Source organism: Mycolicibacterium chengduense (assembly GCF_033741155.1).
Taxonomy (GTDB): Bacteria; Actinomycetota; Actinomycetes; order Mycobacteriales; family Mycobacteriaceae; genus Mycobacterium.
The window spans coordinates 1-26,603 of record NZ_JAWQNH010000011.1 but is presented as its reverse complement, the minus strand read 5'-3'; the positions used below and the strand labels follow the sequence as shown (position 1 = coordinate 26,603).

Sequence of the window (26,603 nt, the reverse complement as noted above, 5' to 3'; positions counted from 1 at the left end):
AAGGAGGTGCTCAGTCCTCGTCGGCATCGGCCAGGGCGGCCTGCGCGATACGGAACGCCGTATTCGCGTCGGGCACACCGCAATAGATCGCAGACTGCAGCAGCACCTCTTTGATCTCGTCGACACTCAGACCGTTGGTCCGAGCGGCGCGCACATGCATCGCCAGTTCGTGGTGGTGTCCACGGGCCACCAACGCGGTCAACGTGATCATGGATCGGGACCGGCGATCCAGGCCAGGGCGGGTCCAGATGCCACCCCACGCGTACTCAGTGATGAACTCCTGGAAGTCTCGGGTGAAGTCGGTGGTGTTGGCGTCGGCCCGGTCGACGTGCGCATCGCCGAGTACCGCCCGCCGCACCGCGGTGCCGTTGCGGCGCACCTGCGTCACTGTCATGTCGTCGCGGTTGCTGCTCTCCGTCATGATGGCTCCTCGGAATAGGGTCGGGCCCGGGTGATCGCTTCGTCGACGAGATCGTCCACCAGCCCCAGATAGGTCTCGGCCGGTTCATGGCCGGCCAATGCGGCCAGGCTGCGCTGCTCCGAACGGACCTCGTGGTCGACCTGGACCAGCCGCGCCGACATCGCCGCCGTGTCGACACGTAGTCCGGCGAGCAACGCGGTGCTCTGCCGGGCGGCGACGACGGTGCGCCGCAACAAGGTCTGCAAGGTCTGCCATTCCACGTGCCAGGCGCCGTCGGCCCGCTCATCGACCTGCTCGGCCGCCGCGGTGTGCAGCGTTGCGGCCAGTGGCGGAGCGGTCAACGCCGCACGCCGAATGAGCACCGACAGAGTCGGATTGGCCTTGTGCGGCATGGTGGACGATGCCCCACCCGTGCCTTCGGAAAGTTCTCCGATCTCCGAACGGCCCAGGGCAAGAATGTCATTGGCGATCCGGCCCCAGGCGTCGCTGGCGCACGTCGCCGCGTCCGCCAGTCGGGTGACCGCAGCGCGGTGGGTGTGCCACGGCGCGGACGGTTGAAGTCCGAGGCTTGCCGGAAAGTCCGCGCGGCAGGCGCGCGCACGGGCCGGCCCGGCCAGCTCGACCACACCGGACAGGGTGCCCGCCGCGCCACCCATCTGCACCGGAAAGGTCAGTGCCGCCAGCGCCTCGGCGGCGTCGACCAGGCCGTGTAGCCACGTCGCCGCCTTCAGACCGAAGGTGGTGGGCACGGCGGCACGGGTCAGGGTGCGGGCCGTCATCGGCGCATGGCGGTAGTGGTCCGCCAACGACGAGACCCGCCGGATCTGGGCAGTCAATTCAGACCGCGTGCTGGTCACGGCGTCGCGAGCCGTCAACATCAGTGCGGTGTCCATGATGTCCTGGCTCGTCAGTCCCCGGTGCATCCAACGGGCGGCGTCCTCGTCCCCGGCGGCACGCAGCCGTGCGCGCAAGGTGTCGACAAGGGGGATCACCGGGTTGCCGCCGGACTCGGACTGGGTCGCGATTGCCGCGATATCGTCCTCCGACAACAGATTTCGCAGCGATCGATAAGACGGTGCCACACCGTGCTCGGTCAGCACGTAGAGCCAGCGGTCCTCGGCATGCGTCATCGCATCCAAGAGTGCGCCGTCGCTCATCAGTGCACCGGCGTGGTGATCTCCCGGCCAGGTCAGCGAACTCATGAGTGCCGGGGGAACGCGAGGAATGGCGTCTCGTCGTGCCCTTGCAGCGTGATGTCGAACCGGTAACCCTGCACGCCGGGGCGGACCATCAACAACTCGGCGCGTGGACCAAGAGACGTCAGTAGACGATCTGGATCGGCCCCCTCCAGCGGAAGGTAAGCGCGGGTGAACAGCCGGTCCAGTAGACCGCGGGCGAACACGGCCACCGAGAAGAATGGAAGTCCTCCGTCGACGCGGCCGGGAAGCACGGTGGTGAAGGTGTAATCGCCCGAACGATCGGTGCTCGCGCGGCCGAAACCGGTGAACGTGTGGCCGTCACGGCGCAGCGAACCGGTCATGCTGGGCACGTTACCCGCCGAGTCGGCCTGCCAGATCTCGATGAGTGCGTCCGGAACCGGCACGGCGTCGCCATCGCGCACCGTGCCGTGCAACCGAACGGCTCCGGCGGTTCCCGGTGCGACGAGGTCACGATCACCGGGATAGGGCAGTGCGTAGTGGAAGAAGGGGCCGACGGTCTGTCCGGGTGTGGGCGTGGGCGTCGGTTCGGTGGTCATCGCGTTTCCTCGGTATCCATGGGTGTGCGGTGGGTACCGGTGAGCACGATGTCCCATCGGTAGCCGGTCGCCCACTCGTGCGTGGTGAGGTCGTGGTCGTAGGTCGCCACCAGGCGGCGGCGGGCCCGCGGGTCCACGATCGATTGATAGATCGGGTCGAAGTCGAACAACGGGTCGGCCGGAAAGTACATCTGGGTGACCAGGCGCTGCGTGAATTCCGTTCCGAACAACGAGAAATGGATGTGCGCCGGACGCCAGGCATTGTGGTGGTTACGCCACGGATAGGGGCCGGGTTTGATGGTGGTGAAGCGGTACCAGCCGTCGGCATCGGTGAGGCATCGCCCCACCCCGGTGAAATGTGGATCGATCGGGGCGGGGTGCTGGTCCCTCTTGTGGACGTAGCGGCCCGCGGCGTTGGCCTGCCATACCTCGACCAGTTGCCGACGCACCGGCCGGCCGTCGCCGTCGAGCACTCGACCGGTGACCACCATCCGCTCACCGATGGGGTCGCCGCCACGCTGGATCGTCAGATCCGACTCCAACGGATCGACGTCACGCTCGGAAAAGCACGGTGACCACAGCTCGATGCCTTCCGGGTCGGCGTGGTGCAGCTCCTTGGTCGGGTGGCGTAAGCGGCTGGACCGATACGGCGGGTAATCGATCGTCGTCGTGTTGTCCGGGGCGTGACCCGCGGCGAGCTTCGCCTCGTATGCGGTTGAGATAGCCGCCATTTCGGCCGTGATGGTCCTTTGGTCTGCCAGTGCGCTCATGTGGATTCCTTGTTCTCGAAGTGCGCCGGTCTGGTGATGCGCCGGGTCAGCTGTGTGGCCAACCGGTGTAGCCCTCCGCCAGATACGCGGAGCCGGCTTCCGATGCGATGAGGGTGGCCAATTCGCCGCGTTGCCGAAGTTCGTCGAAGTCCGAGATTTCCGGTGCCCGGTGCAACATCGTGGTCATCCAGTAGGAGAAATGCTGCGCCTTCCACACCCGGTCGAGGGCTCGCCGGGTGTAATCGTCCAACGCCTCATCGCGATCCTTGCGCAGGGCGAGGTCGATGGCTTCGGCGAGCAACCGCGCATCGTGCAGCGCGAGGTTGAGTCCCTTTGCACCGGTGGGGGGAACGGTGTGGGCGGCGTCGCCGGCCAACAACAATCGGCCGTGCCGCATCGGCGTCTGGACGAAGCTGCGGAACGGCAGCACGGTGCGTTCGATGACGGGACCCTCTTTCAGCTGAAAGCCGTCGCTGCCGGCCAATCGCGATTGCAGCTCGTCCCAAATTCGGTCATCCGACCAGGCGGCGGCGTCCTCCTCGGCCGAGCACTGGAAGTACATGCGCTGCACCGCTTCTGTGCGCTGGCTGATCAGCGCGAAGCCCCGTGACGAGCGGGTGTAGATGAGTTCGGGTGCACTGGGCGGCGCTTCGACGAGAACGCCGAACCAGGCGAAGGGATACTCGCGGAAGTACTGTTGGCGCCCGTCGATGTGGTCGCGGCACATGCTGCGGGAGCCATCCGTGCCCACGACGAGGTCGGCGAGCACCTCGTGGGACTCGCCTTCGGCGTCGAGGTAGGCAATGCGGGGACGATCGCCGAGGTCGGCGATGGTCGACCGCAGGATCCCGTAGCGCAGGTCGGCGCCGGCGCGCTCGCGTGCGGCGTGCAGGTCGGTGAACACATCGGTCTGGGGGTAGAGCCAGCATGACGCCCCGGCGAGTTTCTGGAAGTCGAGACGGTGGCTCGCACCGTCGAAGCGAAGAAAGATGCCTTGATGCTCGTGTCCGTCGGCGAGAACCCGTTCTGAGGCGCCGGAGTCGACGAGCAGTCGTACGCTGCCGGATTCGAGGATCCCGGCGCGGTGCGTCGTCGAAATCGTTGGCACGCTGCGCGTGTCGAGCACGACGGACTCGATACCGGAGAGGTGCAGCAGATGCGACACCATCAGGCCTGCCGGTCCGCCGCCGACGATGGCGACCTGAGTGCGTGTCGATGTCTTGGGTTCAGCCATGCTCGCTCCGTTCGGTTTCGTCGGACCTTACGGAGAGCGGCGGAGCACCGTCCAGGCTATGATTTCACTCAGTGGAATTGGAGGGCGATATGGCCGGTGGTGGTCCTGCGGGCGCATCCTTGGTCGATCGGACGCTGGACGTCCTGGAGTCCTTCGACGACGCCCATCGCCGGTTGTCGCTGACACAGATCGCGCGGAGGTCGGGGTTGGCGCCGCCGACCGCGCTGCGGATCGTCCGTCAGCTGGTGGCCCGGGGCGCGCTGAGCCGCAACGACGGTGGCGACTATGTCATCGGGCGCACGGTGTGGGATCTCGGCCTGCTGGCGCCGGTGCAGACCGATGTTCGTGAACTGGCGTCACCGTTCCTGCACGACTTGCACGCGGCGACGCGCGCCACCGTGCACCTTGCCGTTCGCGACGGCGACGAGGTGCTCTACCTGGACCGCCTGGCCGGCCATGCGTCGGTGCCGGTCGTCAGCCGGGTCGGCTCGCGGCTGCCCCTGCACGCAACGGGCGTGGGCAAGGTCTTGCTCGCGCATGCACCCCAGACCGTGCAGGAGGCCGTTCTGGCCGACCTGCGCCGTATCACCCCGTACACGATCACCCAGCCCGACCGCCTCAGCCAGCAGCTCCACAAGGTCCGCCGTGACGGCTACGCCGTGACGATCGAGGAGATGACGCTGGGTGCCTGCTCCATCGCCGTGCCGGTCAGCGCGTCCGTCGGTTCCTCCACCGACGACCCGCCAACCGCCGGTGATGTCCGCGCGGCCCTCGGTGTGGTGGTGCCGTCACTACAGCGGGACAAGCAGCGTCTGGTGACGGCGCTGACGGTTGCCGCCCGTGGGATCGGCCGCAACCTGAGCTGACCGCTGACCGCTCCAGTGGTGCTCGCCTCATGCCGTGACCGATGTGAGAAGCGGCACCGCCGGTGCCCGGCGGGTTTGGTCGCACCGGCCCATAGGGTAGAAGGGCTAAGCGAAGAGGACGGACCGACGCGGGGTGAGGTCATCGGGGTGAGGGTATTGAGAAGGCGACTGTTGCGCTGGACTGCAAGTGTTTTGGCGCTCGCTGTGCTGCCTGCGTTGGGCGCGACGCTTGCCGGAGCCGCACCCGCGGCCGCACACTCCCGGCCGGGGCTCCCGGTGGAGTATCTGCTGGTGCCGTCGGCGGCGATGGGGCGAGACATCCGGGTGCAGTTCCAGCCGGGCGGACCCCACGCGCTGTATCTGCTCGACGGGCTTCGCGCGCAGGACGACTACAACGGCTGGGATATCAACACCCCGGCCTTCGAGTGGTACTACCAATCCGGTGTGTCGGTGGTGATGCCCGTGGGCGGGCAGTCCAGTTTCTACACCGACTGGTATCAGCCGGCCGTCGGCAACGCCGGCACCCAGACCTACAAATGGGAAACCTTCCTCACGCAGGAGCTGCCGGCCTGGCTGTCGGCCAACAAGGGTGTCGAGCCCGGCGGTAATGCGGTGGTGGGACTTTCGATGGGTGGTGCACCGGCGCTGACCTACGCCGTCTATCACCCGGACCGGTTCGTGTTCGCCGGCTCGCTGTCGGGCTTTCTCAATCTGTCCCAAGGCTGGTGGCCGACATTGGTGGGGCTGGCAATGAACGATGCCGGGGGATTCCGGGTCAATGACATGTGGGGACCGCCGATCGACCCGGCATGGACCCGCAACGACCCGACCCTGCACATTCCCGAACTGGTCGCCAACGGGACCCAGATCTGGATCTACTGCGGTAACGGAACCCCAGGCGATCTGGCGCCGGCGGCGACCCAGGCCAACCCCGGGGCCGGCATTCTGGAGGGCCTGACCCTGCAGAGCAACCAGGCTTTCCAGCAGGCCTACCTGGCGGCGGGTGGCAAGAATGCCACCTTCAACCTGCCGCCGAACGGTCTGCACGCGTGGGAGTACTGGGGTCAGCAATTGCAGCAGATGAAGCCGGACATCCAGCGCACCCTGGGCGTCAAGTCCGCGTAGTCAGAGCACGCCGAACACCGCCGTCGGTGTCACTGCACCACGTCGTGGCCGCTTGGCGGTCACATGGGCGCCGTCGACGGCTCCCGGGGCGTCGGCCGGGCACGCAGGCGCGGGGGCAGGGGGCGCTGCCGGATGAATGTCGGCCACCAGAACCACGGGCCGAGCAGCCGCACCAGGCACGGCACGATGAACGACCGCACGATCAAGGTGTCGAGCAGCAGCCCGATGCACACCGTCGAGCCGAGTTGACCGATGGTACGTAGATCGCTGGACAGCATGGCCAGCATGGTGAACGCGAACACCAGCCCGGCCGAGGTCACCACCCCACCGGTGCTGCCGAGCGCCCGGACCAGGCCGGTGTTGATCCCCGCGTGCACCTCCTCTTTCAACCTGGCGATCAACAACAGGTTGTAGTCCGAGCCCACCGCCACCAGGATGATGAACGTCAGCGGCAGGATCAGCCAGTGCAGTGGCAGGCCGATCAGGTGCTGCCAGATCAGCACGGACAACCCGAATGCGCCGGCGAACGAGAACGCGACGGTCCCGGGTATCACCAAGGCTGCCACCAGACTTCGCGTGATGAACATCATGATGAGGAAGATCAGCACGAACGCGGCGATCGCCGCGATCAGCAGGTCGGCCTTGGCGTACTCCTGGATATCCCGGTTGTTCGACCCCGACCCGCCGATGTAGATCTTGGCGCCCGCCAGGGAGGTCTCTTTCAGCGCAACCTTGATGGCGTCGGGAAACTGCTGGACGTGGTCGATGCCTTCCTGTCCCATGGCATTGCCCTCGTGGGTGACGATGAGGCGAGCGGCCTTGCCGTCCGGTGACATCATCAACTGCTCGCCGGTCTTGATGTCCTCGTTGTCGAAGGCTTCCCGCGGGATGTAGAAGAAGTCGTCGCTGCGCGCGATGTCGAAGTCGTTGCCCACGTTGATCATGTCGTCGAAGGTCTGGTCGGTGTTGTCGGCCTGGATGTTGGACGGCCCGTAGGTGTTGACGATCAGCGCCTGCAGGCCCTGCATGTCATCGGCCATGATCTTCAGTTGCGACACCATCTGGGGCAGCAGCTTGTCGACGACCTCCAACGAGGCCACCGCGTCCTTGATATCACCGGCCAGACTGTCCACGCTGTCGAGCATGTCGAACAGCGAACGGAACGCCCAACATGCCGGGATGTCGAAACAGTGCGGCTCCCAATAGAAGTAATTGCGCAGCGGGCGCATGAAATCGTCAAGGTTGGCGACCTCGGAATTCATCTGGTCGGTGACCTGCTGCATGTCCTCCATGGTGACGACGGTGTTGTGCATCTCGTCGGCCAGGTTCTGGGTCAGGGCGATCATCTTCTGCAGCACCGTGATGGTGTGCGCCATGATCTGCGCCTGCTGGTCGGTATTGCTGTTGGACTGCCGCACGAACGGCAGCTGCATTCCGTTGCCGCTGCCCTGAGTGGTGAAAAGATAAGGCAGGCTGGCATGTTCGAGCGCCCGGCCCATCGGCCGGGTGATGCTCTGCACCATGGCTACGCCGGGCAGACGCATCAGCGCCTTGGCGGCACGGTCCAGCGAGATGAAGTCCGCCGAATTGCGCATGTCGTGGTCGGACTCGATCATCAGCATCTCGCTGAACAGCTTGCTTTGCGGGAAGTGCCGGTCCGCGGCCCGGAATCCCTGATTGGCAGGGGCATCGGCCGGCTGATAGGCACGGTCGTCGTAACTCACCCGGTAGGTCGGGACGAACACCGCGCCGAGCGAGACGATCGTCACGGCGGCGACCAGGATCGGCTTGGGCCAGCGCACCACGCTGGTGCCGATGCGCCGATAGAGTTTGGCCTTGACCTTCCGTTTCGGATCGAACAACCCGAACAGACTGCCGAGGCTCAGCAGCGCGGGCACCAACGTGAGCGCGCCGGTGATGGTGAGCACCATGCTGATCGCCACCGCGGGGCCCATGGTGTGGAAGTAGTTCAGCCGCGCGAAACTCAGGCAGAAGCACGCCCCGGCGATCGTCAGCCCGGAGCCGATGATGACGTGCGATACACCGCGGTACGCGGAGTAGTAGGCGTCCTCCCGGGTTTCCCCGTTCAGGCGTGCCTCGTGGTAACGGCCCAGCAGGAAGATGCCGTAGTCGGTGCCTGCCCCCAATGTCAGCGAGACGACCATGTTGACGGCGAAGGAGGACAGTTCGATGTAGCCGAAATGTCCGAGGGTCGCGATCACGCCCTTGGCGGCCAGCATGAGGACCAACACCCCGAACAACGGCACCAGGAGCGTGGTGATCGATCGGTAGACCACCAGCAGCATGAAGATGATGAGGAAGATTGTGACGATGGTGATGTTGTTGAGGCTGGAGTTCGCGATGTTCACGGTGTCCGCGGCCAGCGGCGCCGCGCCGCTGATGTAGACCTTCAGCCCCTGTGGGGGAGTGTCTTTCTCGACGATCTCCCGGACCGCGTTGACGGAGTCATTGGCCTGGATCTGGCCGATATCGCCGGCCAGTCGCAGGAGTACGTAGGCGGACTTGCCGTCCAGGCTCTGGGCGCCGGCGGCCGTGATCGGCCGGCCCCAGGTGTCCATCACGTACTGGACGTGCGCGGTATCGGCGCGCAACCGACGCACCAGGTTGTCGTAGTACTGATGGTCGGCTTCGGCCAGTGGATGGTCGGCCTCCAGCACCAGCATCGTCATGCTGGTAGAGGTGGACTCCTGGAACTTCTGCCCGATCTGCAGCATGGCGACCTGCGACGGGGCATAGTGCGGCACCAGTGGGCCGGCGAGCTCCTCGGCCACCCGTTCCACCTGCGGCACGAAGGTGTTCGTGCACACCGCCAGGATCGCCCAGAACACGATGATCGGGACCGCCAGGATGCGCACCATCCTGGCGAAGAAGGGTCGGCCAGCCCGGTGCGCGCTCATGCGGTCTCCTCGCACGCGTCGCTCATGCCGACTTCACCCGGCAGGTGACGTTGGCATCCTGACGGTCGTCGGAATGCTCATCGCGCACAACGTCGTTCACCAGGATGCGGCAACCGACCTGGCCGCCTCGAACCTGTGCCGACAGACTCCCGGACACCACGGTCAGGGTCGTCGTCTCGTCGTGTGACCATGGCAGACCGGTCAGGTCCTCCTGGTGCGGATGCCCGTCGATATCGACGTAGGAGACGATCCCGCCGCTGCCGGCCGACCCGTACAACTCGTAGGTCAGCTTCTTCGGGGTGAACTCCGGTGGCGCCTGTGGCAGGTTCACCGCGAGGACGGGTCCGGGTGCGGACATCTCGTGGACCTTCCACATGCACAGCGCGCCGATGGCGAGAGCGACCACGGTCACCAACGGCATCCACCCGCGCACGAGCATGGTGCGACCAGATGGCTGATGTTTCACGACAACACCTTTGCGCATCCTTGGCGGAACGGGCGGCAGCACTTTATATCAACATGGTTGATATAGGGATGGATGGACATTACCAGTGCTTTCATGATCGATCGAAGGCTGGAGACCTGTGAATCGGCTGTCAGGCCGGTTGGGGCGTTACCACTGGGACCCGTGGAATGCGGCGTTTGAGGGCCTTGTTCCGCAGGATCTGCATGGTGATGTTCAGCGAGGAGAACATCGGGATCACCCCGAGAAAGGTCCGTTCCGACGGGGTGGCCCCGTGCAGGTGCTCGAGACTGCCCAATACATAGAAGCAGCCGAGGCTGAAGATGGTGGCGGGAATCGAGAACGCCAGCAGTGAACTGCGATCGGCGATCGCTTGTTTGGCAAAGTCGAGCTCAGTCTGGGTCATCGGTTCGAGCTTGCGTACCTTGTTCAGCATCGCCTTGGTGCCGCCGACTTCTTCTCCGTAAGCGGCTACCGGCCGCAGGCGTATCCGGCGGGTGTGGACGAACATGCCCGTCGCGAACACCAGAAGGCAGACGAAAGCGACCACTGCCAGGTCGCCGAACACTCTGGAATCCATACGCTGTTCCTTTGCGCCGCCGTCAGTTTGGGCAAGCGGCCGCCCAAGCCCCCACTCGCCGATGACCTGGAGACGCTACCTCAAGTTTCTTGAGATGCCGACCGGCGAGGAGAAAGTCACAGATTCCGTGAATGGGAATAAACTGGAGACGTGCGGCAGTCAGGGAGCGCCGGTGAAACCGTGCGCGACGAAGTCCCACACGTCCATCGGCGAGGCCGGCAGTCCGGTGACGTCGTCACCGCCGCCGAACTGCGCGACCACCATGACGGTCTGCATGGTCATTGCGGCCATCCGTCGCGGATCGACTCCGGGGCGCAGCTTTCCTGCATCGGCCGCTTCTTCCATCAGCGTGGTGAGCAGCGCCAGCAGCGGGGCGGAGGCGACCTTCACCTCCGATGGGTGGGAGGCAAGCAATTGCGGCGCGAAGTCGGTGAACAGCGGTCGCTTGGTGGTGGGGTCGGGGCGCGATGATTCGAACAGCGACTGCACCGCGACCCTGAGCCGGTCGAGCGGGTCGGATTGGCCGGCGGTGGCGGCCCGGATCCGTTCGGCCGAGCGGCTCAGCGCGTCCTCGAACAGTGCGAGCAACAACTCGTGCTTCCCGTCGAACTGCAGGTAGAAGCTGCGCAGTGACTGACGGGACCGGTCGACGACCTCTTGCACGGTGAAGTCCGTGCCGCCCTTCTCGATGATGATCGACTGTGCCGCGTCGAGGAAGCGCTGAACACGTTGAGCGGCACGAAGCTTGGCTGTTTGGATGGACCGCTCGACCGCGCGCTGCTTCCACGCGGGCTCTTCGCCGGCGCTGGTCACCTGCTGCTCAGCTGCCTGCCGATCCGGGAGGGCATGCCTGGACTCTACCGGAGAACGCCTGCGGGTCGCGGTGGTCGCGGCCGCCGTCCAGACGTGGCACCACCGCTTCTCCTCCAGGTGAGAAGCATGTTCCTGCATCGGGCTGACAGATTTCCGGCTGTTGGCCATGGGATCGATGGCGGCATGGTTATGTGAGTCCGTGACCTCGAGTACCGCGCCGCTGTCCGGTATCACCGTCATCGCCTTGGAGCAGGCGGTGTCCGCGCCGATGTGCACGCGGGTGCTGGCCGATTTCGGCGCCAGGGTGATCAAGATCGAGAATCCGGTGGGCGGCGATTTCGCGCGCGACTACGACGACGTCGTGCTCGGACAGGCCGCCCATTTCGTATGGGCCAACCGCGGCAAGGAATCGGTGACCCTCAACCTGAAGTCCGCGGCCGGGATGGACGTGCTGCACCGGTTGCTCGACCGTGCCGACGCCGTCGTCTCGAATCTGGCTCCCGGGGCGACGGCCCGGCTCGGGCTGTCGCCGGCGGATCTGAAAGTGCGTTACCCGCAGGTCATCGCGGTGGAGATCGACGGTTATGGGCCGGGTGGTCCGTTATCGCACAAACGCGCCTACGACCTACTGGTGCAGGCCGAATCGGGCTCGTGTGCGGCGACCGGGTTCGCCGGCATGCCGGCCAAGCCGGGAGCCGCGGTCGCCGATATCACCACCGGCTTGTACTCGGCGTTGTCCGTCATGGCGCTGCTGTTGGGCCGGGCCCGTCACGGTGACACCCGCGCCGCCCCGTCGGTGGCGGTGAGCCTTTTCGACACCATGACCGACATCATGGGATACCAACTGACCTACACCCAGCACTGCGGAGTCGACCAGACGCCACTGGGCATGAGCTCACCAGCCGTCGCGCCGTACGGGGCGTTCGCCACCCGGGATGGGCAGACGGTGGTGCTGGGCACCACCAACGACCGGGAATGGCAGCGGCTGGCACGCGACGTCATCCAACGTCCGGATCTCGCCGACGATCCGCGCCTTGCCACCAACTCCGGTCGTTGCGCGCACCGTGACGAACTCGACATCGCGATCGAAAGCTGGTGCGCCCAGCACGATCTGGACCATGTTCAGGACACCGCCGACCGGGCCGGTATCGGTAACGCGCGCTACAACCGGCCCAGCGAGGTGATCGCGCATCCTCACCTACGGGCGCGGGACCGGTGGCGCGAGGTCAGTACTCCCAACGGCACGATCGAAGCCCTGTTACCGCCGCCGGTGGTCAGCGGTTTCGAGATGGCCATGGGCGCGGTGCCCGGGCTGGGTGAGCACACCGACGCCGTACTCGGCGAGCTCGGTTTCTCCGCGCACGAGGTCGGTGTGCTGCGTGCCGACGGGGCCATCGGTGCGAGATGTGCATGAGAAGTACACCGAACCTGAAGCCAGGGACCGATTTCGCGGCGCCGACGTCCCAGCTTTCCGTCTCGATGCCCGGGTGGCCGGCCGCGGGACGCTACGTACCTGAGGAGAGAAGTCATGCGTGAAACCGTCATCGTCGGGGCCGTCCGCACGCCGGTCGGCAAACGCAACGGCGGCCTGTCCGACCAACACGCCGCCGATCTGTCGGCCGTGGTGCTCAACGAGCTCCTCGAGCGCACCGGCGTGGATCCCGGTGTGATCGACGATGTGGTGTGGGGCTGTGTCTCTCAGGTGGGTGACCAGTCCAGCAATGTCGGGCGCTTCTCGGTGCTGGCGGCCGGTTGGCCCGAGCACATCCCGGGAACCACCGTCAATCGTGCCTGCGGATCCAGCCAGCAGGCACTCGATTTCGCGGTGCACGCCGTGATGTCGGGCCAACAGGACATCGTGGTCGCCGGCGGAGTCGAGGTGATGAGCCGGGTGCCGCTGGGTGCGGCCCGCCAGACCGGCCAGCCATACGGCCCGAAAGTTCTTGCCCGCTATGAGCATTTCTCCTTCAACCAGGGCATCTCGGCCGAGCTGATCTGCCAGAAGTGGGATCTGTCGCGCACCCGGTGCGACGAGTACTCCGCCGCATCACATGAACGAGCCGCCGCCGCCCAGGATGCCGGCGCATTCATCGACCAGATCGTCCCGGTGTTCACCGAGGGTGACGTCATCGTGGCCGACGAGGGCATCCGACGGGGCACCACCGTCGAGAAACTGGCCGCACTCAAGCCGGCGTTCACCGAAGACGGCATCATCCACGCGGGTAACTCGTCCCAGATCTCCGACGGGGCGGCCGCGCTGCTGGTGATGACGGCCGACCACGCGCTGCAACTCGGCTTGACCCCGCTGGTCCGCTATCGAGCCGGCGTCGTCAGCGGGGCCGATCCGGTGTTGATGCTGACCGCGCCGATCCCGGCCACCGAGAAGGTGTTGCGCAAGGCCGGCGTCGGCATCGACGAGGTCGGTGTGTTCGAGGTCAACGAGGCCTTCGCCCCGGTGCCGCTGGCCTGGCTGGCCGAGACGGGCGCCGACGAGGCCAAGCTCAATCCGCTCGGCGGCGCGATCGCGCTGGGACACCCGCTCGGCGCCTCGGGGGCGGTATTGATGACCAGGATGATCCATCACATGCGCGACAACGGAATTCGTTACGGTCTGCAGACCATGTGCGAGGGCGGCGGGACCGCCAACGCCACCCTGGTCGAACTCGTGGCGTGACAGGAGCAGACATGCAGCGCAATCTCTTCACCGAGGATCACGAGGCGTTCCGTCAGCTCGCCCGCGACTTCGTGGAAAAGGATGTCGTGCCCGCCTACCCAGAATGGGAGAAGGGCGGCCGGATGCCTCGTGAGGTGTTCGCCAAGATGGGCTCGCTCGGCATGCTCGGCATGGCCATCGACGAGGAGTATGGCGGCGGTGGCGAGCCGGACTACCGCTACAACGTCGTGTTGCAGGAGGAGGCGGCCCGTGCACTGGTCACCCTGTCGACGGTGCGCACCCAGCTCGAGGTGATCCTGCCGTACTTTCTGCACTACGCCGACGAAGAACAACGCAAGAGGTGGTTTCCGGGTCTGGCCGACGGCACCCTGCTCACCGCGATCGCGATGACCGAACCGGGCACCGGATCGGATCTGGCCGGCATGCGTACCACCGCCGTGCGCGACGGTGACGACTGGATCCTCAGCGGCGCCAAGACCTTCATCACCGGCGGCATGCAGGCGGACCTGGTGGTCGTCGTCGCCCGCACCTCCACGGACCCGGACAACCGGCGCCGGGGGCTGACGCTGTTCGTGGTGGAAGACGGCATGCCGGGCTTCACCCGCGGCCGTGAGCTGGAGAAGATGGGCTGCAAGGTTCAAGACACCGCGGAGCTGTCCTTCGTCGACGTCCGAGTCCCTGACGTCAACGTGCTCGGCGAGGTCGACGAGGCGTTCGGCTATCTCGGGCAGAACCTGCCCCAGGAGCGGCTGACGATAGCGGTCGGCTCGGTGGCCCAAGCCCGATCGGCGATCGCGGCTGCCATCGAATACACCCAGGACCGCAAGGCATTCGGCACGCCAGTGGCCTCGTTTCAGAACACCAAGTTCGAGTTGGCGGCGTGTTCGGCCGAGGTCGAGGCCGCCCAGGCGATGCTGGACCGGGCCATCGCCCTGCATGTCGACGGTGAGCTGGCGGCGCCCGATGCCGCGCGGGTGAAGTTGTTCTGCACCGAGATGCAGGCTCGGGTGGTCGACCGCTGCCTGCAGCTGTTCGGCGGTTACGGCTACATGATGGAGTACCCGATCGCGCGGTTGTACACCGATGCCCGGGTGGCCCGGATCTACGCCGGCACCAGCGAGGTGATGAAGGTGATCATCGCCAAAGACCTGGGGCTGTAGCGCTATCCGCTTGCTGGCCGCCTCACGATTCGTTCTCGGCGATGAGCCGGCGAGCGGTGTCGTAGAGCGCGTTGGCGTGCATCTCCAGCAGGGCGAGCAGATCCACCGAGTCCCCGCCGATCTCCTTGGCGAGGAACAATCCGTCACCGCCGGCGATCGCATAGGTGACCAGCAACCTCTGCTGCGATTCGTCGAGCCCGGTGGTGAACTCACGCAGGGCTTCGGACAGCGATTCCGCGGCTTGGGCGCGTGCCTGCAGGAACATGGCACGGGCTCGCGGCTCGACTGGTCGGCGCTCCAGGGAGAGCATCAAGCCCAGGCGGAGGAAATCGGGTGAGTCGAGCAGTGCCTTGGCGATCTGCATGGCCATGACGTTGATCCGTTCCCGCGGCTCACCGTCGGCGGGCAGCTGCCAGGACTGCAGCCATGCCCCGAAACTGCGCTCGATAACGGCGGCCAGCAGGTCGTCCTTGTCCTTGAAGTGCCAGTAGATCGAACTGGCGGGCAGTCCGCACTTCTTGCTGACCAGCGAGATGCTGGTGCCCTCGTAGCCACGCTCGGAGGAGATCTCGGTGGCGGCGTCGAGGATTCGTTCGCGCGACAGCTCGCCGTCGGCGCGCTTACGGCGGGGTTTGGAGGTTTGTGACATCGGACACTCCCGACTCTTGACGCTGTAGCGATCACTACATTACCGTAGCGATCACTACAGATCAATCGGAGGTCCGATGAATCCCTGCGACACCTATGACGTTGCCGTGATCGGATACGGCCCGACGGGAGCCACCGCGGCCAATCTGCTGGGCCGGCTCGGCCTGAAAGTTGTCGTGATCGAACGTGACCCCGATATCTACGGACGCGCCAGAGCCATCTCCACCGACGAGGAGGTGCTGCGGATCTGGCAGTCCGTGGGTCTGGCCGACCGGCTGAAGCGTGACATGTTGCCCAACCGCCCGGTGACCTTCGTCGATGCCAAGGGCCGACCGTTCGTCGAGACTGTGATCCGAGGTCGGGGCTGCGGCCACCCTGCGCAGCAGTTCCTGTATCAACCGGCCGTCGACGAAGTGTTGCGCGACGGGGTGGCCCGCTTCCCCAATGTCGATGTGCTCCTCGAGCGGGAATGTCTTCGCGTAACCAACGCCGCCGACCACGCCGAGTTATTGCTGGCCGACTTGCGCACCGACGGTTTCACCCGGCTGCGGGCGTCTTACGTCATCGCCGCCGACGGTGGCTCATCGCCGACCCGCGGTCTGCTCGGGGTGGGATACACGGGACGCACCTACGGTGAACGCTGGGTGGTCATCGACACCAAGGTGCGCAAGGAGTGGGATGCCCACGACCGCTTGCGTTTCCACTGCGATCCCGATCGACCCATGGTGGATTGCCCCACTCCGCTCGGCCATCACCGCTGGGAGTACCCGGTCCGGTCCGGTCAGGATGAGCGACGTCTCGTCACCGATGAGGCGGTGTGCAACGCGCTTGCGGCCCAGGGAATCACGGGCGAGCACGTCGAGATCCTGCGGGCCGTCGTCTACAGTCACCATGTCCGGGTCGCCGATCGCTGGCGGATCGGCCGCGTCTTCCTTGCCGGTGACGCTGCACATGCCATGCCACCGTGGATCGGGCAGGGGATGTCGGCGGGCGTGCGCGACGCCGCCAACCTGTGCTGGAAGTTGGCGGCGGTAGTGGCCGGTAGCGCTCCGGAAGAGCTCCTCGATTCCTATGAGGCGGAACGCAAGCCACACGTCGTGGAGGTGACCCGCAGGGCGGTTCTGGTGGGCAGGGTCATCACCGAACGCCGGCCGGTGCTCGCCGCGCTGCGCAACCGGACACTCCGGGCGTTGAGCCGGTTGCCGGGGGTGCTGACGAAGGGGCAGAAATTCTGGTGGATTCCGGCCGCGCGGTATACCGAGGGATTCTTCGCCACCGGTCCCGGCCCTGCGGTCGGATGGCAGGTGCCGCAACCGGCCGTCGTCCACGACGGCGAGATCAAGCCGCTGGACGATCACCTGGACGGGAGATGGGCGCTGCTGCACACCACGGCCCTGCCGCCGGGAGCGCAGGCCTGGCAGCAGATCGGAGCAGTGACCCTGCGGGTCACCCAGCCCGAATTGGTTGGCTGGCTGCGCGGCCGAAAAGCCGACACCGTGGTGTTGCGCCCCGATGGATTCATCTATGCCGCAAGCAGTTCAGGTCGCCCGTTGGCGGGACCACCGGCCGGGCTGCGCCAGCCCGATCGCACAGGAGCCCACGCATGATCAGCACACTCACCGAACGGACCGTCACCGTCGGGGACCGGCAGATCTTCTTCGCCGAAACCGGCACCGGACCCGCCATCGTCCTCTTACACGGCGGCGGCCCCGGCGCCTCCGGCGTGACGAACTACTCGCGAAATATCGACGCACTCGCGCAGCACTTTCGTGTGATCGTGCCGGATATGCCCGGTTACGGCCGCTCGACCAAGCGGATCGACAAGCTCGATCCGTTCGGCTCGCTGGCCGAGGCCATCGGCGGTCTGCTCGACACCTTGCAGATCGCCACCGCGCATCTGGTCGGAAACTCCTACGGTGGTGCCGCAGCATTGCGCTTCGCGCTGGAGCACCCGCAGCGCGTCGGCAAGATGGTTCTGATGGGTCCCGGCGGAATCGGCACCACCAGGATGCTGCCCACCCGCGGACTCAACCACTTGCTGTCCTATTACACCGGTGCCGGGCCGAGCCGGGCCAAACTGGCCGACTTCATCCGGCATTACCTGGTCTACGAAACGGATTCGGTGCCCGACGAGTTGATCGATATCCGGTATGCCGCGTCGATCGACCCGGAGGTGGTGGCAGACCCGCCACTGACGCGGCCATCCGGGCCATGGGCGCTGCGCACCCTGTGGCGAATGGACCTGACCCGCGATCCGCGCCTGAAGACGCTGCCAACGCCGACCCTGATCCTCTGGGGCCGTGATGATGTGGTGAACCGGCCGGCCGGCGGGCCACTGCTGCTGCGCAGCATGCCGCACGCCGAACTGATCATGACATCACGTACGGGGCACTGGATGCAGTGGGAACGTGCCGAGCTGTTCAACCGGCTCGTCGTTGAATTCCTCTCCGAGCCATCGGTATTTGCGCCGTGAACGTCTTCGGCCGGGTGCGGCTGGGCTATCTGGTGATCGAAACCGACCGGTTCGCGGACTGGAGCCGTTTCGGTCGAGAAGCCATCGGCATGCACATCGACGATGTCGGTGCCGATGCGATGCGATTCCGGTTGGATGAGCACGCCTGCCGGTTCCTGCTGCAACGCGGTCCCGCCGAGGATGTGACGGCATTGGGTTGGCAGGCGCGCGACCACGACACCCTTGACGAGATCCTGCGCAGGATGAGTACGCATGACGTCCCCGTCCGGGAGGGCACCGCCGAGGAGGCTGCCCTGCGCGGGGTGCAGCGTCTGGTACGACTGCCCGGCCCCAACGGATTGAATCAGGAGGTCTTTGTCCACGCGGAGATCTCCACGGAGCCAGTGGACTTGAGGACCGGTGGATTCGTCACGGGGGAGTACGGCATCGGTCACGTCGCCATCACCTCGAAAAAACCCCAGCAGATGCGCGGCTACTACAGTGCGGTCTTCGATGCCCGGCTCTCCGACTACATCGACGAGACGATCAACGGGATGAAACTGACGATACGGTTCCTGCGTATGAATGCCCGCCATCACTCGGTGGCGATCGCGGCGGTGAACCGGCTGCCCGTCAACCCCATTCGTACCCGGGTGCAACATCTCAACATCCAGGTGGCCGACCTGGACGACCTGACACGCTCATATGAGCGCGTGCGAGCGCTCGGTTTCGGCATGGCGCTCGACGTCGGGCAGCACACCAATGACAGGGAACTGTCCTACTACGCCGTCACGCCATCCGGTTTCGAATGGGAAGTCGGCTGGAACCCCATCGTCGTCGACGAAAGCACCTGGCAGCCCGCGACGTATCAGGGCATCAGCATCTGGGGTCACACCCCCCACGGCCAGACCGTCGTGGACAAGCTGGCCCAGTTCGCGACCGCGGCCCGCTCGCTGGGCCATCGCGAAGACCCGGTACCGGCACTGGCCGGTGCCGGCATTCCCGACAACTGAGCCGCGCAGCTACGCGAGCGTGCACCCAGATGGCGGTCGAGCCGGTTTTCGCGCTCTGTCTGCACGCTCGCGTGGGTTAACCGGTGACCGAGACGGTCACCGGTCCGCCGCGGAGGTCCGCGCCGTCGAGCAGACGGGACGGTACCCGGAACACCCGCCCGGGTGATGCCGGCCAGGGCAACGTCTTTCGGGCGATGACCCGACCGTCCTGGCGGACGGTGACCGTGGGGATGCGCACCAGGTGATCGGTCCACAACAACAGCCGTCCACGTGCCGGCGCGTCATCGCCCGGGCGGACGATACCCGGGGTGATCCACCGCAGTGGTGCCTGCACCCGCAGCCGCAACCCGTCCGCGGCGGACGTTCCGCCCCGCAGGTAAGCCCGCACCGGGTCGGCGACGTGCTTACCGTCGAGCGCCGCGATATCGGCGGTGTCCACCGGGTGCAGCAGATTACCGACCGCGAAGACGCCGGGACGGCTGGTCCGCAATGCGGTATCGGTCAGTGGGCCGAGGGTTTTCGGGTCCATGTCTAGCCCGGCGCTGCGGGCCAGTTCGTGGTCGGGAATCCAGTCGCCGGTCAGTACCAGCGTGTCGCATTCCACGATCCGGCGACGGCCGGTGTCGAGGTCTTCGATTTCCACCGCCTCCAGTGCCGGCTTTCCGATGATGCGTGCCACCCTGCTGCGGGTGGCCACGTTCAGACCCAACAACGGTGAGCGGCCGGCCAGGTTGAACACCGTGTAGGACTCCGGCGACGGGTGCGTGGTGGTCATCAACACGGTCTCGCACCCCGCATGCCTGAGCGTGAGCACCGCGGAGTAACTGACCAGTTCGGCACCCACCACGACCGCCCGCCGGCCGACGGGGCGGTGCCTGAGGTGCACCAGGTTCTGCAGAAGCCCGGTGGTGTAGATACCCGACGGACGGTCACCCGGGATCATCCGGGCCGGCCTCGGCCGTTCGCGGGCGCCGGTGGCCAGGATGACCGCACCCGCTTCGAGACGGTGACGCCCTTGGGGGGAGGTGACGTCGAGCGCGCGGTCACCGGCCCAGCCGGTCACCGTGGCGTCGGTGCGGATGGTCGCACCGGCATGCGTCGCGCGGCGGACCAATCGGCGAGCGTACTCGGGTCCGCCGAGGAAGCGTTTGAGGTCACGGATGCCGTATCCAGGGTGGTCGCTGTGCCGGGGAATCCCGCCGGCCGCCGATTCACGTTCGAGCACGACCACGTCGAGACCGGGGGCGAGTTCGGCCGCGGCGGTGAGACCGGCCGGTCCGCCGCCGACGATCGCGACGTCGACGGTCCTGGTGGTACTCACAGTGTGATCTCCTCGGGTTGGGTGGCGCGTACCGGCACAGCACCAGCCGGCGTGGTGTCGAGGAACTCCTGAGCTTCGGCGCCGCAGAAGAAGCCCTGGCACCGCCCGTTCAGGACGCGGGTGCGCCTGCGCAGGCCGTCCAGCCCCACCGGGGGGATGGTGGAGATGCAGGCGTCGCGCAGTTCCCCCGCGGTGACCCGTTCGCAGAAGCAGACGATCTTGCCGTACGCGGGGTCGGCGGCGATGCGGTCGGCGTCCTGGTAGGGGCGGGTGAAAGCCTCGCCGAGGTTCGGCATCCGCGGCGGGTCGGGGAGCTCGGCTTTCGGCACCAGATCCAGTCCTGCCGAACGCAATTCATTCACAACGTATTCGGCGATCGCCATACCCGCGGTCAGGCCCGTGGACCGGATACCGCCCACCAGCAGGTACCGCTGACCGGTGTCGGGGGCGATGAGGTAGTCACCGTGGTCGATGGCGGCGCGCAAGCCGGAGTACGTCGCGGTCACCTCTTCGACAAGCAGATCGGGCATCAGCCTCTGCCCCTTGTCCAGCAGGAACTCGAACCCCGCCTCGGATGTGCCGGTCGCGGTGCGGTCCTGCAGGTCTTCGGAGGTCGGTCCCAGCATGACGTTGCCGTAGATGGTCGGGCTCACCAACACACCCTTGCCGCGGGCGGTGGGGACCGGTAACACGATCTTGTCGACCAGCCGGCGTGCCAGCTTGTCGTACACGATCAGCTCGCCACGCCGTGGGGTCACGGTGAACCGCTCGAAGCCGAACCGGGCGTCGATGACATCGGCGCCCAGCCCCGCCGCGTTGACCACCCAGCGGCTGGTGACCGGCCCGGCGCTGGTGTGCAGCGTGGTGAATTCCGGCCCCACGTCGACGGTTTCGACCCGGTGGCCACGCAGCAGGGTGGTGCTCCGGTGCACGGCGTCGGTGGCCAGTGCCAGGTTCACCGTCCACGTGCAGATGATCGACTCGTCGGGCACGGTCAACCCGGCAAGGGCGCCGGGCCCGAGGTGCGGAATCTGCCGATACACCTCTGCCGCGTCGATGATCTCGCAGTGCCGATAGCCGTTGGCGGCAGCCTTGTCACGCAGGCCGGGGAGGGCGTCGAGCTGTTCGTCGTCCCAGGCGACCAGGATGGCGCCGGTGCGCTCGATCGGGATGCCGGTGTGGCGGGCGTATTCGGACAGCAGCTGATAGCCGCGGCTGACCATCGCGGATTCCAAGGTGCCGGGTTTGGCGTCGAATCCGGTGTGCAGGATCGCGGTGTTGGCCTTGCTGGTGCCGTCGCCGACATCGTCTCGGGCGTCGAGCAACGCCACCGACAGTTGGTGACCGGACAGTTCGCGGGCGATGGCTGCGCCGACGATGCCGGCGCCGATCACGACGATGTCGTAGGTGGTGTTCACGCGGGGTTCCTTGGGTGCGGGTAGGTGGTGGAGGCCAATGCCCGCCATACCGAACGGAATTCGGCGGACCGCTCGGGGCTCCAGGTCGGTTCGTAACTGGCCGAAGCCGACCAGCGTGGGATGACCTCGGACAGTCCGCGGTCGGGGTGCAGGCTCAGCTGCGCAAGTGCCGCGGCGCCCAATGCGGTGGCGTTGGGTGACGGGTACACGTCGACGGGCACCTGCAAGATATCGGCGACCGCCTGCATGAGCACGGTGGACTGGGTCAGGCCGCCGTCGACGCGCAGCCTGCTCAGCGTGGTCTGCGGTCCGATGGCGGCTACCAGCTCCCCGATCTGTGCGGCGATGCCCTGCAATAGTGCCAGCACCAGGTGGCCGCGTTCACTGGACAGCGTCATCCCGGAAAACGTTGCGGTGGCGTTCGACTGCCACCACGGTGCGGCCAAGCCGGCCAGGGCGGGGACACACAGCACGCCGCCGTTGTCCGCTGCCGCGACGGCGTCCAGCTCGGCGGCGCCGGTGATGATGCCCAGTGATGCCAGCCACCGGACCGCGGATGCGGCGGTGTAGACCTGTCCGTCGACGCAGAAGGTGTCCTGCCCGGCCACCCGCCAGGCCACCGACGACGTCAGCCCGGTGCTGGAGAGCACCGGCGTGGTGCCGGTGTTCGCCAGCAGGAAGGCGCCGGTGCCGAACGTGCATTTCGCGGTGCCCGCCGTCAGGCAGTCTTCGGCCAGCAATGCCGCCTGCTGGTCGACGATGATACCGCCGACGGGTACATCGGCTCCGAATGCCGAAGTGCTGCCGATAATCTCGTCGTTCCCGACGATTCTTGGCAGTCTTTCTCCGGCGAGTCCGAACAGGGCGAGCAGGTCCGCACTCCAGCCGTCGCCGCCGAGATCGGTCAACAGCGACCGGCTGGCGGTGGTGGCATCGGTGACGAACTCGCCGGTCAGTTGGTGCAGCAGCCAGGTGTCCGAGGTCGTCACGACACCGGCGGACTCGACGTTGCGGCGCAACCAGGCCATCTTGGGTGCCGAGAAGTACGGATCGAGCACCAAACCCGTTCGTGCCGCCAGGGTTTCCCGATGCTCGGACAGCTCCGAACACAGCGCCTCGGCTCGGCGGTCCTGCCAGACGATGGCCTGGGTCAGTGGGCGCCCGCTGACCGGATCCCAGGCCAGCACCGTCTCACCCTGATTGGCCAGCGATACTGCCGCGATGGGCCGGCGCGCCTCGGCGACGGCGGTGCGCCCGGCCGCCAGGACCGACGCCAGCAGTTCGTCGGGGTCTTGCTCCACCCCGCCGCCGTCCAGGTAACGCGGGTGCACCGGCACCTCGGCGACCCCGCAGACACCGTCGGCGGGGTCCACCACGATGGCCTTGGTGCCCGAGGTGCCCTGGTCGATGGCCAGCACCGTCATGGTGTGGACACTTCGTCGAATTCGGCGTCGATGGACCGCATCTCGGGCATCCGCAAGCCACGGGTACCGCGGCTGACCAGCAGGTAGCCGAGGTAGACGGCGCCGAGCAGGACCATGACCAGGACGTAGAGCCAAGGGTCACGGAACGCTGCGTCGCGGAACAGGGACAGTTCGAACACCAACCACACCACCGCGACCACGATGATCGGCAGTTCGAATCGGCCAAGGCTGAAGCCGGCGCTGCGCGGAAGCTGACGCCGTTTGGTGATGTAGAGCGCCACGGTGATCGCATAGATGATCGCGGGCAGAAGCGTTGCGGCCGAGAAGAGTTTGAACAATGCGTCGGTGCTGGTGGAGAACAATCCGAGGATGGCTGCTGCGACGATGGTCATGAACACCGTGGCGTTCAGCGGCGTCTTGAAGCGCGGCGAGACGGTGCGCAGCACCTGCCAGCCGGGAAAACGCTCGTCGCGCGACATGGCCCACACCAGCCGGACCCCGGTCATCAGGATGACCAGACCACACGCGAAGATCGCGATGGCGACCAGTACCAGCAGCGCGGTTCCGACGAACGAACCGAGGATGTCCTGGATGACGTCGGCGACCGGGGTGCCGGACTGGGCGAGTTCGCCGGGGTTGCTCACCGCGGCCGTCACCACAAGCAGGAAGAGAAAGCCGAGCACACCGGACGCCAGCACCGCTTGCCACATGGCGCGCGGAACAACCACTTCCGGGCGTTTGGTCTCCTCGGCGAGATTGGCGGCGGATTCGAATCCGACGATGGTGAAGGCGCCCAGCAGGAAGCCGAGCATCCACGGGCCTGCCGAGGTAGCCGTGCCGAAACTCCAGTAGTTCTCCGCCGGCACGTCCCCGGTGGTGAACAGGTTGCCGACGTGCAGTTTGTGGGCGATGACACCGACGATGAGCAGCAACGCCACCAGCGCGACCATGCCGATGAGCTCGGCGGTCACCGCGAAGTTGTTGACCCGCTCGGTCCATTTCGTCGAAAGCCCCACCAGGACAGCCTGCAACACCAGGACGGTCGCGGTGATCAGAAATGCGGTGGTCGGGGTGCCTTGGAAGCCGAACAGTGCGGGCAGCACCGTGGCGGCCACCGTGTAGTCGACGGCACTGACCACGATGGCCAGGAAGGTGAAGGACACCCACCCGGTGATCCAGCCGAGCACGGGATTGGCCAGCCGCGAAACCCATTGGTAGGCGTAACCCGTGACGGGGATGCGAGCGGCGAGGGCTCCGATGAGCAGGGCGACGGCCAGCTGGCCGGTGACCACCACCGGCCAGGTCCAGATGCCCAGGGGGCCAGAGGAATTGAGGACGCTTCCGTAGGTGGTGAAGATGCCGGTGGCGATCGAGACGAAGGCAAAGGCGACCGCGAACGAGGCGAACCGGCCGGTGGTGCGCTCGAAGGACTCGCGGTAGCCGAAACGGGCGACACCGGAGGCGTCGGTCGGGTCCGGGGATGTGGGATTATGGGTCACGGATCGTGCTTTCTGACTGGTTTTGGATGTTCGGTCCAGCGGGCGGCGCTGCAACGCCGCCCGCACCCTTTTGGCCGTCACGCTGACAGCACGACACCTCCCGCCTCGCGGATGGCCGCGGTGACCGCCGGGGCGCAATCCCGCTCGGTGATCAGTCCGCTGACCGCCGCCAATCCGCACACCCGATGTGGTGCGATCTGGCCGAGCTTGGAGGAGTCGGCGAGGATGAACGATCGGGCGCTGTTGGCGATGATGGTGCGCCGGACGTCGACCTCGTCGAGGTGATAGTCGGTCAGTCCCGCGCCGGCGTCCACGCCGCCGGACCCGATGAACGCGATATCGGCGTACAGGTCGGCGAACATCGCCTTGGCGTGCGCGTTCGAGCAGGCCAGATCGCCGCCACGGACATGCCCACCGGAGACCAGGACGTTGATGCCGGGTCGGCCGGCCAGTTCGACGGCGACCAGCAGCGAGGGCGTGGCGACGGTGCCGCGCCAGCCGTGCGGGATGGCCCTGGCCACCTCGACGGCGGTGGTGCCGATGTCGATGGTGACGGTCTGTCCGGATTCGAGCAGGCCGGCCGCCAGCCGGGCCATCTCGGACTTGGCCGGTCGATGGATGCCGGCACGTTCGGTGAACGGTGGCTCCTCGCCGCGCGGTGCGACGGTCGCGGCGCCGCCGTGCACCCGGCGGAGCGCTCCGCGTTCTTCCAGTAGCGCCAGGTCACGGCGGACGGTTTCGGCAGAGACGCCGAGCATCCGGACGAGCTCGTCGGTGCTGACCGTCGTGGAGGTGTTGACCGCGTCGACGATGGCGTCGTGTCGGACCACCGGAAGCATGCGCACCCACCTGTGTGGAGATTTGACTGCGGATGCCTGTAAGTGCGGATTATTGACCGTGCGGCGTCAAACCGAAAAGGTGAGGTGGGGCACGACCTGGCCGGCGGTGTTGCTTGGCTCAAGCTGTTCGGTTGACGATCACCGCACGCCCGGGCAGGTTAACGGTCATGTACCGCCTGAATTGGCCTGTCGGGGCCGATGCCAACGCCGGGCACAGACAGCAGGTGCGGCTCCTGCGAATCTATTTGGGCGCGACCACGTTTCTGTACACGTACGGTGTGGTGTTCACGTTGTTCCCGGTGCGCACCGACATCGCCTACGCCAACCCTGTCGGCGGTATCGTCGCCATCGCCCTGGGGCTCACCGCGCTGGTGTACTTGGCTTTTCGGCCGCACCGCGTCGCCATCGCCACCGCGGCCGCACTCGTGGCCACCCCCATCGTGATGGCCTTCCATGTCACGATCACCGCCGAATACGTCTGCCTGATCGCGCCGATGTTTCTCGCCATGTACCTCCGGGCGTTTCTGCCGGCGGTTCGTGCCTGGACGTTGATCGCCATCCTCATCGTGGCGTGCGTCGTCGCCGTGGCCATTGCCCCGGCCCCGCACGTCGGGGTGATCACGTTTCTCATCATCACCGTCGCCATCGCGGCCGCCGCCGAGTCCTTCGGCCTGCTGATTCGCGCCATGTTCGGCGCGGCCTGCACCGACCCCCTGACCGGTCTGCTCAACCGTGCGGGCTGGGAGATCGCGACCTCGACCCTGCTGAGCCGATGCCGTACGACCGTGCCGGTCACCGTCATCGCACTCGATATCGACGGGCTCAAGAGCCTCAACGACACCTACGGCCATCAGGCCGGCGATCGGCGGATCGTCGAGTACGCACGGCAATGGCAACGGGCGCTGTCTCGGCGTGCGGCGCTGGCCCGGTTGGGTGGCGATGAGTTCGCCGTATGCATGATCGGTGGGGGACCCGAGGACGTCGACGAATTCCTGCGCACCGTGCGAGACAAGACGCCCGCGGTCAGCTTCGGTACCGCCACCGCGGCGTCGTCGGAGGCCGATATTGCCGGCCTGTACCGAAGCGCCGACGCCGAGCTCTACCGCAGCCGCGGCCGGCCTCTTCGGGACGACCCTGACATCGCGACCACGTGAGCGGCCAGGACCTCATCGGCAGGGGCCCGAAAACGGATTCGGCGTGTCCCGGCAA

Annotated in this window: 24 protein-coding genes; 9 read left to right on the top strand and 15 right to left on the bottom strand. The window is 66.5% G+C overall.

Going from position 1 to position 26,603, the window contains the following annotated elements:
• Window positions 1-10: 10 nt before the first annotated feature.
• From pcaC to SBI67_RS28270, 5 genes are read right to left on the bottom strand one after another with little or no spacing between them, the layout of a single operon-like run.
• Window positions 11-421 carry a 4-carboxymuconolactone decarboxylase gene (pcaC, locus tag SBI67_RS28290; protein WP_318983758.1) on the bottom strand — a complete coding sequence of 137 codons (411 nt, stop codon included), beginning with the start codon at window positions 419-421 and terminating at the stop codon, window positions 11-13.
• A complete protein-coding gene (locus SBI67_RS28285) occupies window positions 418-1,623 on the bottom strand; it encodes a lyase family protein (RefSeq protein ID WP_318983757.1) in 1,206 nt (401 codons plus the stop codon). Before SBI67_RS28285 ends, pcaC begins: the two co-directional genes overlap by 4 nt.
• Window positions 1,620-2,177 (bottom strand): protocatechuate 3,4-dioxygenase subunit alpha, encoded by a 558-nt coding sequence (gene pcaG / locus SBI67_RS28280; protein WP_318983756.1) that lies wholly within the window; start codon window positions 2,175-2,177, stop codon window positions 1,620-1,622. The genes SBI67_RS28285 and pcaG overlap by 4 nt, the downstream gene beginning before the upstream one ends.
• The gene (gene pcaH, locus SBI67_RS28275) at window positions 2,174-2,947 is read right to left on the bottom strand and encodes a protocatechuate 3,4-dioxygenase subunit beta (RefSeq protein ID WP_318983755.1); all 774 of its coding nucleotides are present in this window, start codon (window positions 2,945-2,947) and stop codon (window positions 2,174-2,176) included. The genes pcaG and pcaH overlap by 4 nt, the downstream gene beginning before the upstream one ends.
• A gap of 46 nt (window positions 2,948-2,993) precedes the next feature.
• Window positions 2,994-4,181, bottom strand: coding sequence for a 4-hydroxybenzoate 3-monooxygenase (locus SBI67_RS28270; RefSeq protein WP_318983754.1), 1,188 nt, complete (start codon window positions 4,179-4,181; stop codon window positions 2,994-2,996).
• A gap of 89 nt (window positions 4,182-4,270) precedes the next feature.
• Between SBI67_RS28270 and SBI67_RS28265 the strand changes: the two genes are divergently transcribed.
• Together SBI67_RS28265 and SBI67_RS28260 are read left to right on the top strand one after the other, a co-directional pair.
• Window positions 4,271-5,047 carry an IclR family transcriptional regulator gene (locus tag SBI67_RS28265; RefSeq protein ID WP_318983795.1) on the top strand — a complete coding sequence of 259 codons (777 nt, stop codon included), beginning with the start codon at window positions 4,271-4,273 and terminating at the stop codon, window positions 5,045-5,047.
• A gap of 204 nt (window positions 5,048-5,251) precedes the next feature.
• Window positions 5,252-6,172 (top strand): esterase family protein, encoded by a 921-nt coding sequence (locus SBI67_RS28260; protein ID WP_318983753.1) that lies wholly within the window; start codon window positions 5,252-5,254, stop codon window positions 6,170-6,172.
• 59 nt (window positions 6,173-6,231) lie between these two features.
• On the opposite strand, the gene SBI67_RS28255 is transcribed toward SBI67_RS28260, so the two are convergent.
• The 4 genes from SBI67_RS28255 to SBI67_RS28240 form a co-directional block, all read right to left on the bottom strand.
• Entirely contained in the window at window positions 6,232-9,051 is a 2,820-nt protein-coding gene (locus SBI67_RS28255) for an MMPL/RND family transporter (RefSeq protein WP_318983794.1), read from the bottom strand.
• Between the two features lie 61 nt (window positions 9,052-9,112).
• Window positions 9,113-9,511: an MmpS family transport accessory protein gene (locus tag SBI67_RS28250; RefSeq protein ID WP_318983793.1), complete on the bottom strand. Its 399-nt coding sequence runs from the start codon at window positions 9,509-9,511 to the stop codon at window positions 9,113-9,115.
• 175 nt (window positions 9,512-9,686) lie between these two features.
• Window positions 9,687-10,133, bottom strand: coding sequence for a hypothetical protein (locus SBI67_RS28245; protein WP_318983752.1), 447 nt, complete (start codon window positions 10,131-10,133; stop codon window positions 9,687-9,689).
• Between the two features lie 159 nt (window positions 10,134-10,292).
• On the bottom strand, window positions 10,293-10,946 hold the full coding sequence (locus SBI67_RS28240; RefSeq protein WP_318983751.1) for a TetR/AcrR family transcriptional regulator: 654 nt from the start codon (window positions 10,944-10,946) through the stop codon (window positions 10,293-10,295).
• Between the two features lie 199 nt (window positions 10,947-11,145).
• Between SBI67_RS28240 and SBI67_RS28235 the strand changes: the two genes are divergently transcribed.
• The 3 genes from SBI67_RS28235 to SBI67_RS28225 all read left to right on the top strand — a co-directional run bounded on the left by SBI67_RS28235 (window position 11,146) and on the right by SBI67_RS28225 (window position 14,780).
• Window positions 11,146-12,360: a CaiB/BaiF CoA transferase family protein gene (locus SBI67_RS28235; protein ID WP_318983750.1), complete on the top strand. Its 1,215-nt coding sequence runs from the start codon at window positions 11,146-11,148 to the stop codon at window positions 12,358-12,360.
• A gap of 114 nt (window positions 12,361-12,474) precedes the next feature.
• Entirely contained in the window at window positions 12,475-13,620 is a 1,146-nt protein-coding gene (locus tag SBI67_RS28230; RefSeq protein ID WP_318983749.1) for a thiolase family protein, read from the top strand.
• A gap of 11 nt (window positions 13,621-13,631) precedes the next feature.
• A complete protein-coding gene (locus SBI67_RS28225) occupies window positions 13,632-14,780 on the top strand; it encodes an acyl-CoA dehydrogenase family protein (RefSeq protein WP_318983748.1) in 1,149 nt (382 codons plus the stop codon).
• A gap of 22 nt (window positions 14,781-14,802) precedes the next feature.
• On the opposite strand, the gene SBI67_RS28220 is transcribed toward SBI67_RS28225, so the two are convergent.
• Window positions 14,803-15,429 (bottom strand): TetR/AcrR family transcriptional regulator, encoded by a 627-nt coding sequence (locus tag SBI67_RS28220; RefSeq protein WP_318983747.1) that lies wholly within the window; start codon window positions 15,427-15,429, stop codon window positions 14,803-14,805.
• Window positions 15,430-15,505: 76 nt separating this feature from the next.
• On the opposite strand from SBI67_RS28220, the gene SBI67_RS28215 reads away from it, so the two are divergent.
• Genes SBI67_RS28215 through SBI67_RS28205 form a run of 3 tightly spaced genes read left to right on the top strand, consistent with a single transcriptional unit; the run spans window position 15,506 to window position 18,893 of the window.
• A complete protein-coding gene (locus tag SBI67_RS28215) occupies window positions 15,506-17,035 on the top strand; it encodes a bifunctional 3-(3-hydroxy-phenyl)propionate/3-hydroxycinnamic acid hydroxylase (RefSeq protein ID WP_318983746.1) in 1,530 nt (509 codons plus the stop codon).
• Window positions 17,032-17,901 carry an alpha/beta fold hydrolase gene (locus SBI67_RS28210; protein ID WP_318983745.1) on the top strand — a complete coding sequence of 290 codons (870 nt, stop codon included), beginning with the start codon at window positions 17,032-17,034 and terminating at the stop codon, window positions 17,899-17,901. The genes SBI67_RS28215 and SBI67_RS28210 overlap by 4 nt, the downstream gene beginning before the upstream one ends.
• Window positions 17,898-18,893 (top strand): VOC family protein, encoded by a 996-nt coding sequence (locus tag SBI67_RS28205; RefSeq protein ID WP_413232586.1) that lies wholly within the window; start codon window positions 17,898-17,900, stop codon window positions 18,891-18,893. The genes SBI67_RS28210 and SBI67_RS28205 overlap by 4 nt, the downstream gene beginning before the upstream one ends.
• Before the next feature lie 76 nt (window positions 18,894-18,969).
• On the opposite strand, the gene SBI67_RS28200 is transcribed toward SBI67_RS28205, so the two are convergent.
• The 5 genes from SBI67_RS28200 to SBI67_RS28180 all read right to left on the bottom strand — a co-directional run bounded on the left by SBI67_RS28200 (window position 18,970) and on the right by SBI67_RS28180 (window position 25,394).
• Window positions 18,970-20,214 (bottom strand): NAD(P)/FAD-dependent oxidoreductase, encoded by a 1,245-nt coding sequence (locus SBI67_RS28200; protein ID WP_318983744.1) that lies wholly within the window; start codon window positions 20,212-20,214, stop codon window positions 18,970-18,972.
• Window positions 20,211-21,680 carry an NAD(P)/FAD-dependent oxidoreductase gene (locus SBI67_RS28195; protein ID WP_318983743.1) on the bottom strand — a complete coding sequence of 490 codons (1,470 nt, stop codon included), beginning with the start codon at window positions 21,678-21,680 and terminating at the stop codon, window positions 20,211-20,213. Before SBI67_RS28195 ends, SBI67_RS28200 begins: the two co-directional genes overlap by 4 nt.
• Complete coding sequence (locus SBI67_RS28190) at window positions 21,629-23,056, bottom strand: FGGY family carbohydrate kinase (RefSeq protein ID WP_318983742.1); 1,428 nt, start codon at window positions 23,054-23,056, stop codon at window positions 21,629-21,631. Before SBI67_RS28190 ends, SBI67_RS28195 begins: the two co-directional genes overlap by 52 nt.
• Window positions 23,053-24,555: an amino acid permease gene (locus SBI67_RS28185; RefSeq protein ID WP_318983741.1), complete on the bottom strand. Its 1,503-nt coding sequence runs from the start codon at window positions 24,553-24,555 to the stop codon at window positions 23,053-23,055. Before SBI67_RS28185 ends, SBI67_RS28190 begins: the two co-directional genes overlap by 4 nt.
• Window positions 24,556-24,632: 77 nt before the next feature.
• Window positions 24,633-25,394: a DeoR/GlpR family DNA-binding transcription regulator gene (locus SBI67_RS28180; RefSeq protein ID WP_318983740.1), complete on the bottom strand. Its 762-nt coding sequence runs from the start codon at window positions 25,392-25,394 to the stop codon at window positions 24,633-24,635.
• 167 nt (window positions 25,395-25,561) lie between these two features.
• Between SBI67_RS28180 and SBI67_RS28175 the strand changes: the two genes are divergently transcribed.
• The gene (locus SBI67_RS28175) at window positions 25,562-26,548 is read left to right on the top strand and encodes a GGDEF domain-containing protein (protein WP_413232585.1); all 987 of its coding nucleotides are present in this window, start codon (window positions 25,562-25,564) and stop codon (window positions 26,546-26,548) included.
• Window positions 26,549-26,603: the final 55 nt, after the last annotated feature.

Coding starts and splice junctions, on each gene's coding strand:
- SBI67_RS28195 (WP_318983743.1), bottom strand. CDS start 21,680: ATGGCGGGCATTGGCCTCCACCACCTACCCGCACCCAAGGAACCCCGC.
- SBI67_RS28225 (WP_318983748.1), top strand. CDS start 13,632: ATGCAGCGCAATCTCTTCACCGAGGATCACGAGGCGTTCCGTCAGCTC.
- SBI67_RS28190 (WP_318983742.1), bottom strand. CDS start 23,056: ATGACGGTGCTGGCCATCGACCAGGGCACCTCGGGCACCAAGGCCATC.
- SBI67_RS28270 (WP_318983754.1), bottom strand. CDS start 4,181: ATGGCTGAACCCAAGACATCGACACGCACTCAGGTCGCCATCGTCGGC.
- pcaH (WP_318983755.1), bottom strand. CDS start 2,947: ATGAGCGCACTGGCAGACCAAAGGACCATCACGGCCGAAATGGCGGCT.
- SBI67_RS28215 (WP_318983746.1), top strand. CDS start 15,506: ATGAATCCCTGCGACACCTATGACGTTGCCGTGATCGGATACGGCCCG.
- SBI67_RS28250 (WP_318983793.1), bottom strand. CDS start 9,511: ATGCCGTTGGTGACCGTGGTCGCTCTCGCCATCGGCGCGCTGTGCATG.
- SBI67_RS28230 (WP_318983749.1), top strand. CDS start 12,475: ATGCGTGAAACCGTCATCGTCGGGGCCGTCCGCACGCCGGTCGGCAAA.
- SBI67_RS28175 (WP_413232585.1), top strand. CDS start 25,562: ATGTACCGCCTGAATTGGCCTGTCGGGGCCGATGCCAACGCCGGGCAC.
- SBI67_RS28265 (WP_318983795.1), top strand. CDS start 4,271: ATGGCCGGTGGTGGTCCTGCGGGCGCATCCTTGGTCGATCGGACGCTG.
- SBI67_RS28220 (WP_318983747.1), bottom strand. CDS start 15,429: ATGTCACAAACCTCCAAACCCCGCCGTAAGCGCGCCGACGGCGAGCTG.
- SBI67_RS28285 (WP_318983757.1), bottom strand. CDS start 1,623: ATGAGTTCGCTGACCTGGCCGGGAGATCACCACGCCGGTGCACTGATG.
- SBI67_RS28210 (WP_318983745.1), top strand. CDS start 17,032: ATGATCAGCACACTCACCGAACGGACCGTCACCGTCGGGGACCGGCAG.
- pcaG (WP_318983756.1), bottom strand. CDS start 2,177: ATGACCACCGAACCGACGCCCACGCCCACACCCGGACAGACCGTCGGC.
- SBI67_RS28245 (WP_318983752.1), bottom strand. CDS start 10,133: ATGGATTCCAGAGTGTTCGGCGACCTGGCAGTGGTCGCTTTCGTCTGC.
- pcaC (WP_318983758.1), bottom strand. CDS start 421: ATGACGGAGAGCAGCAACCGCGACGACATGACAGTGACGCAGGTGCGC.
- SBI67_RS28180 (WP_318983740.1), bottom strand. CDS start 25,394: ATGCTTCCGGTGGTCCGACACGACGCCATCGTCGACGCGGTCAACACC.
- SBI67_RS28255 (WP_318983794.1), bottom strand. CDS start 9,051: ATGGTGCGCATCCTGGCGGTCCCGATCATCGTGTTCTGGGCGATCCTG.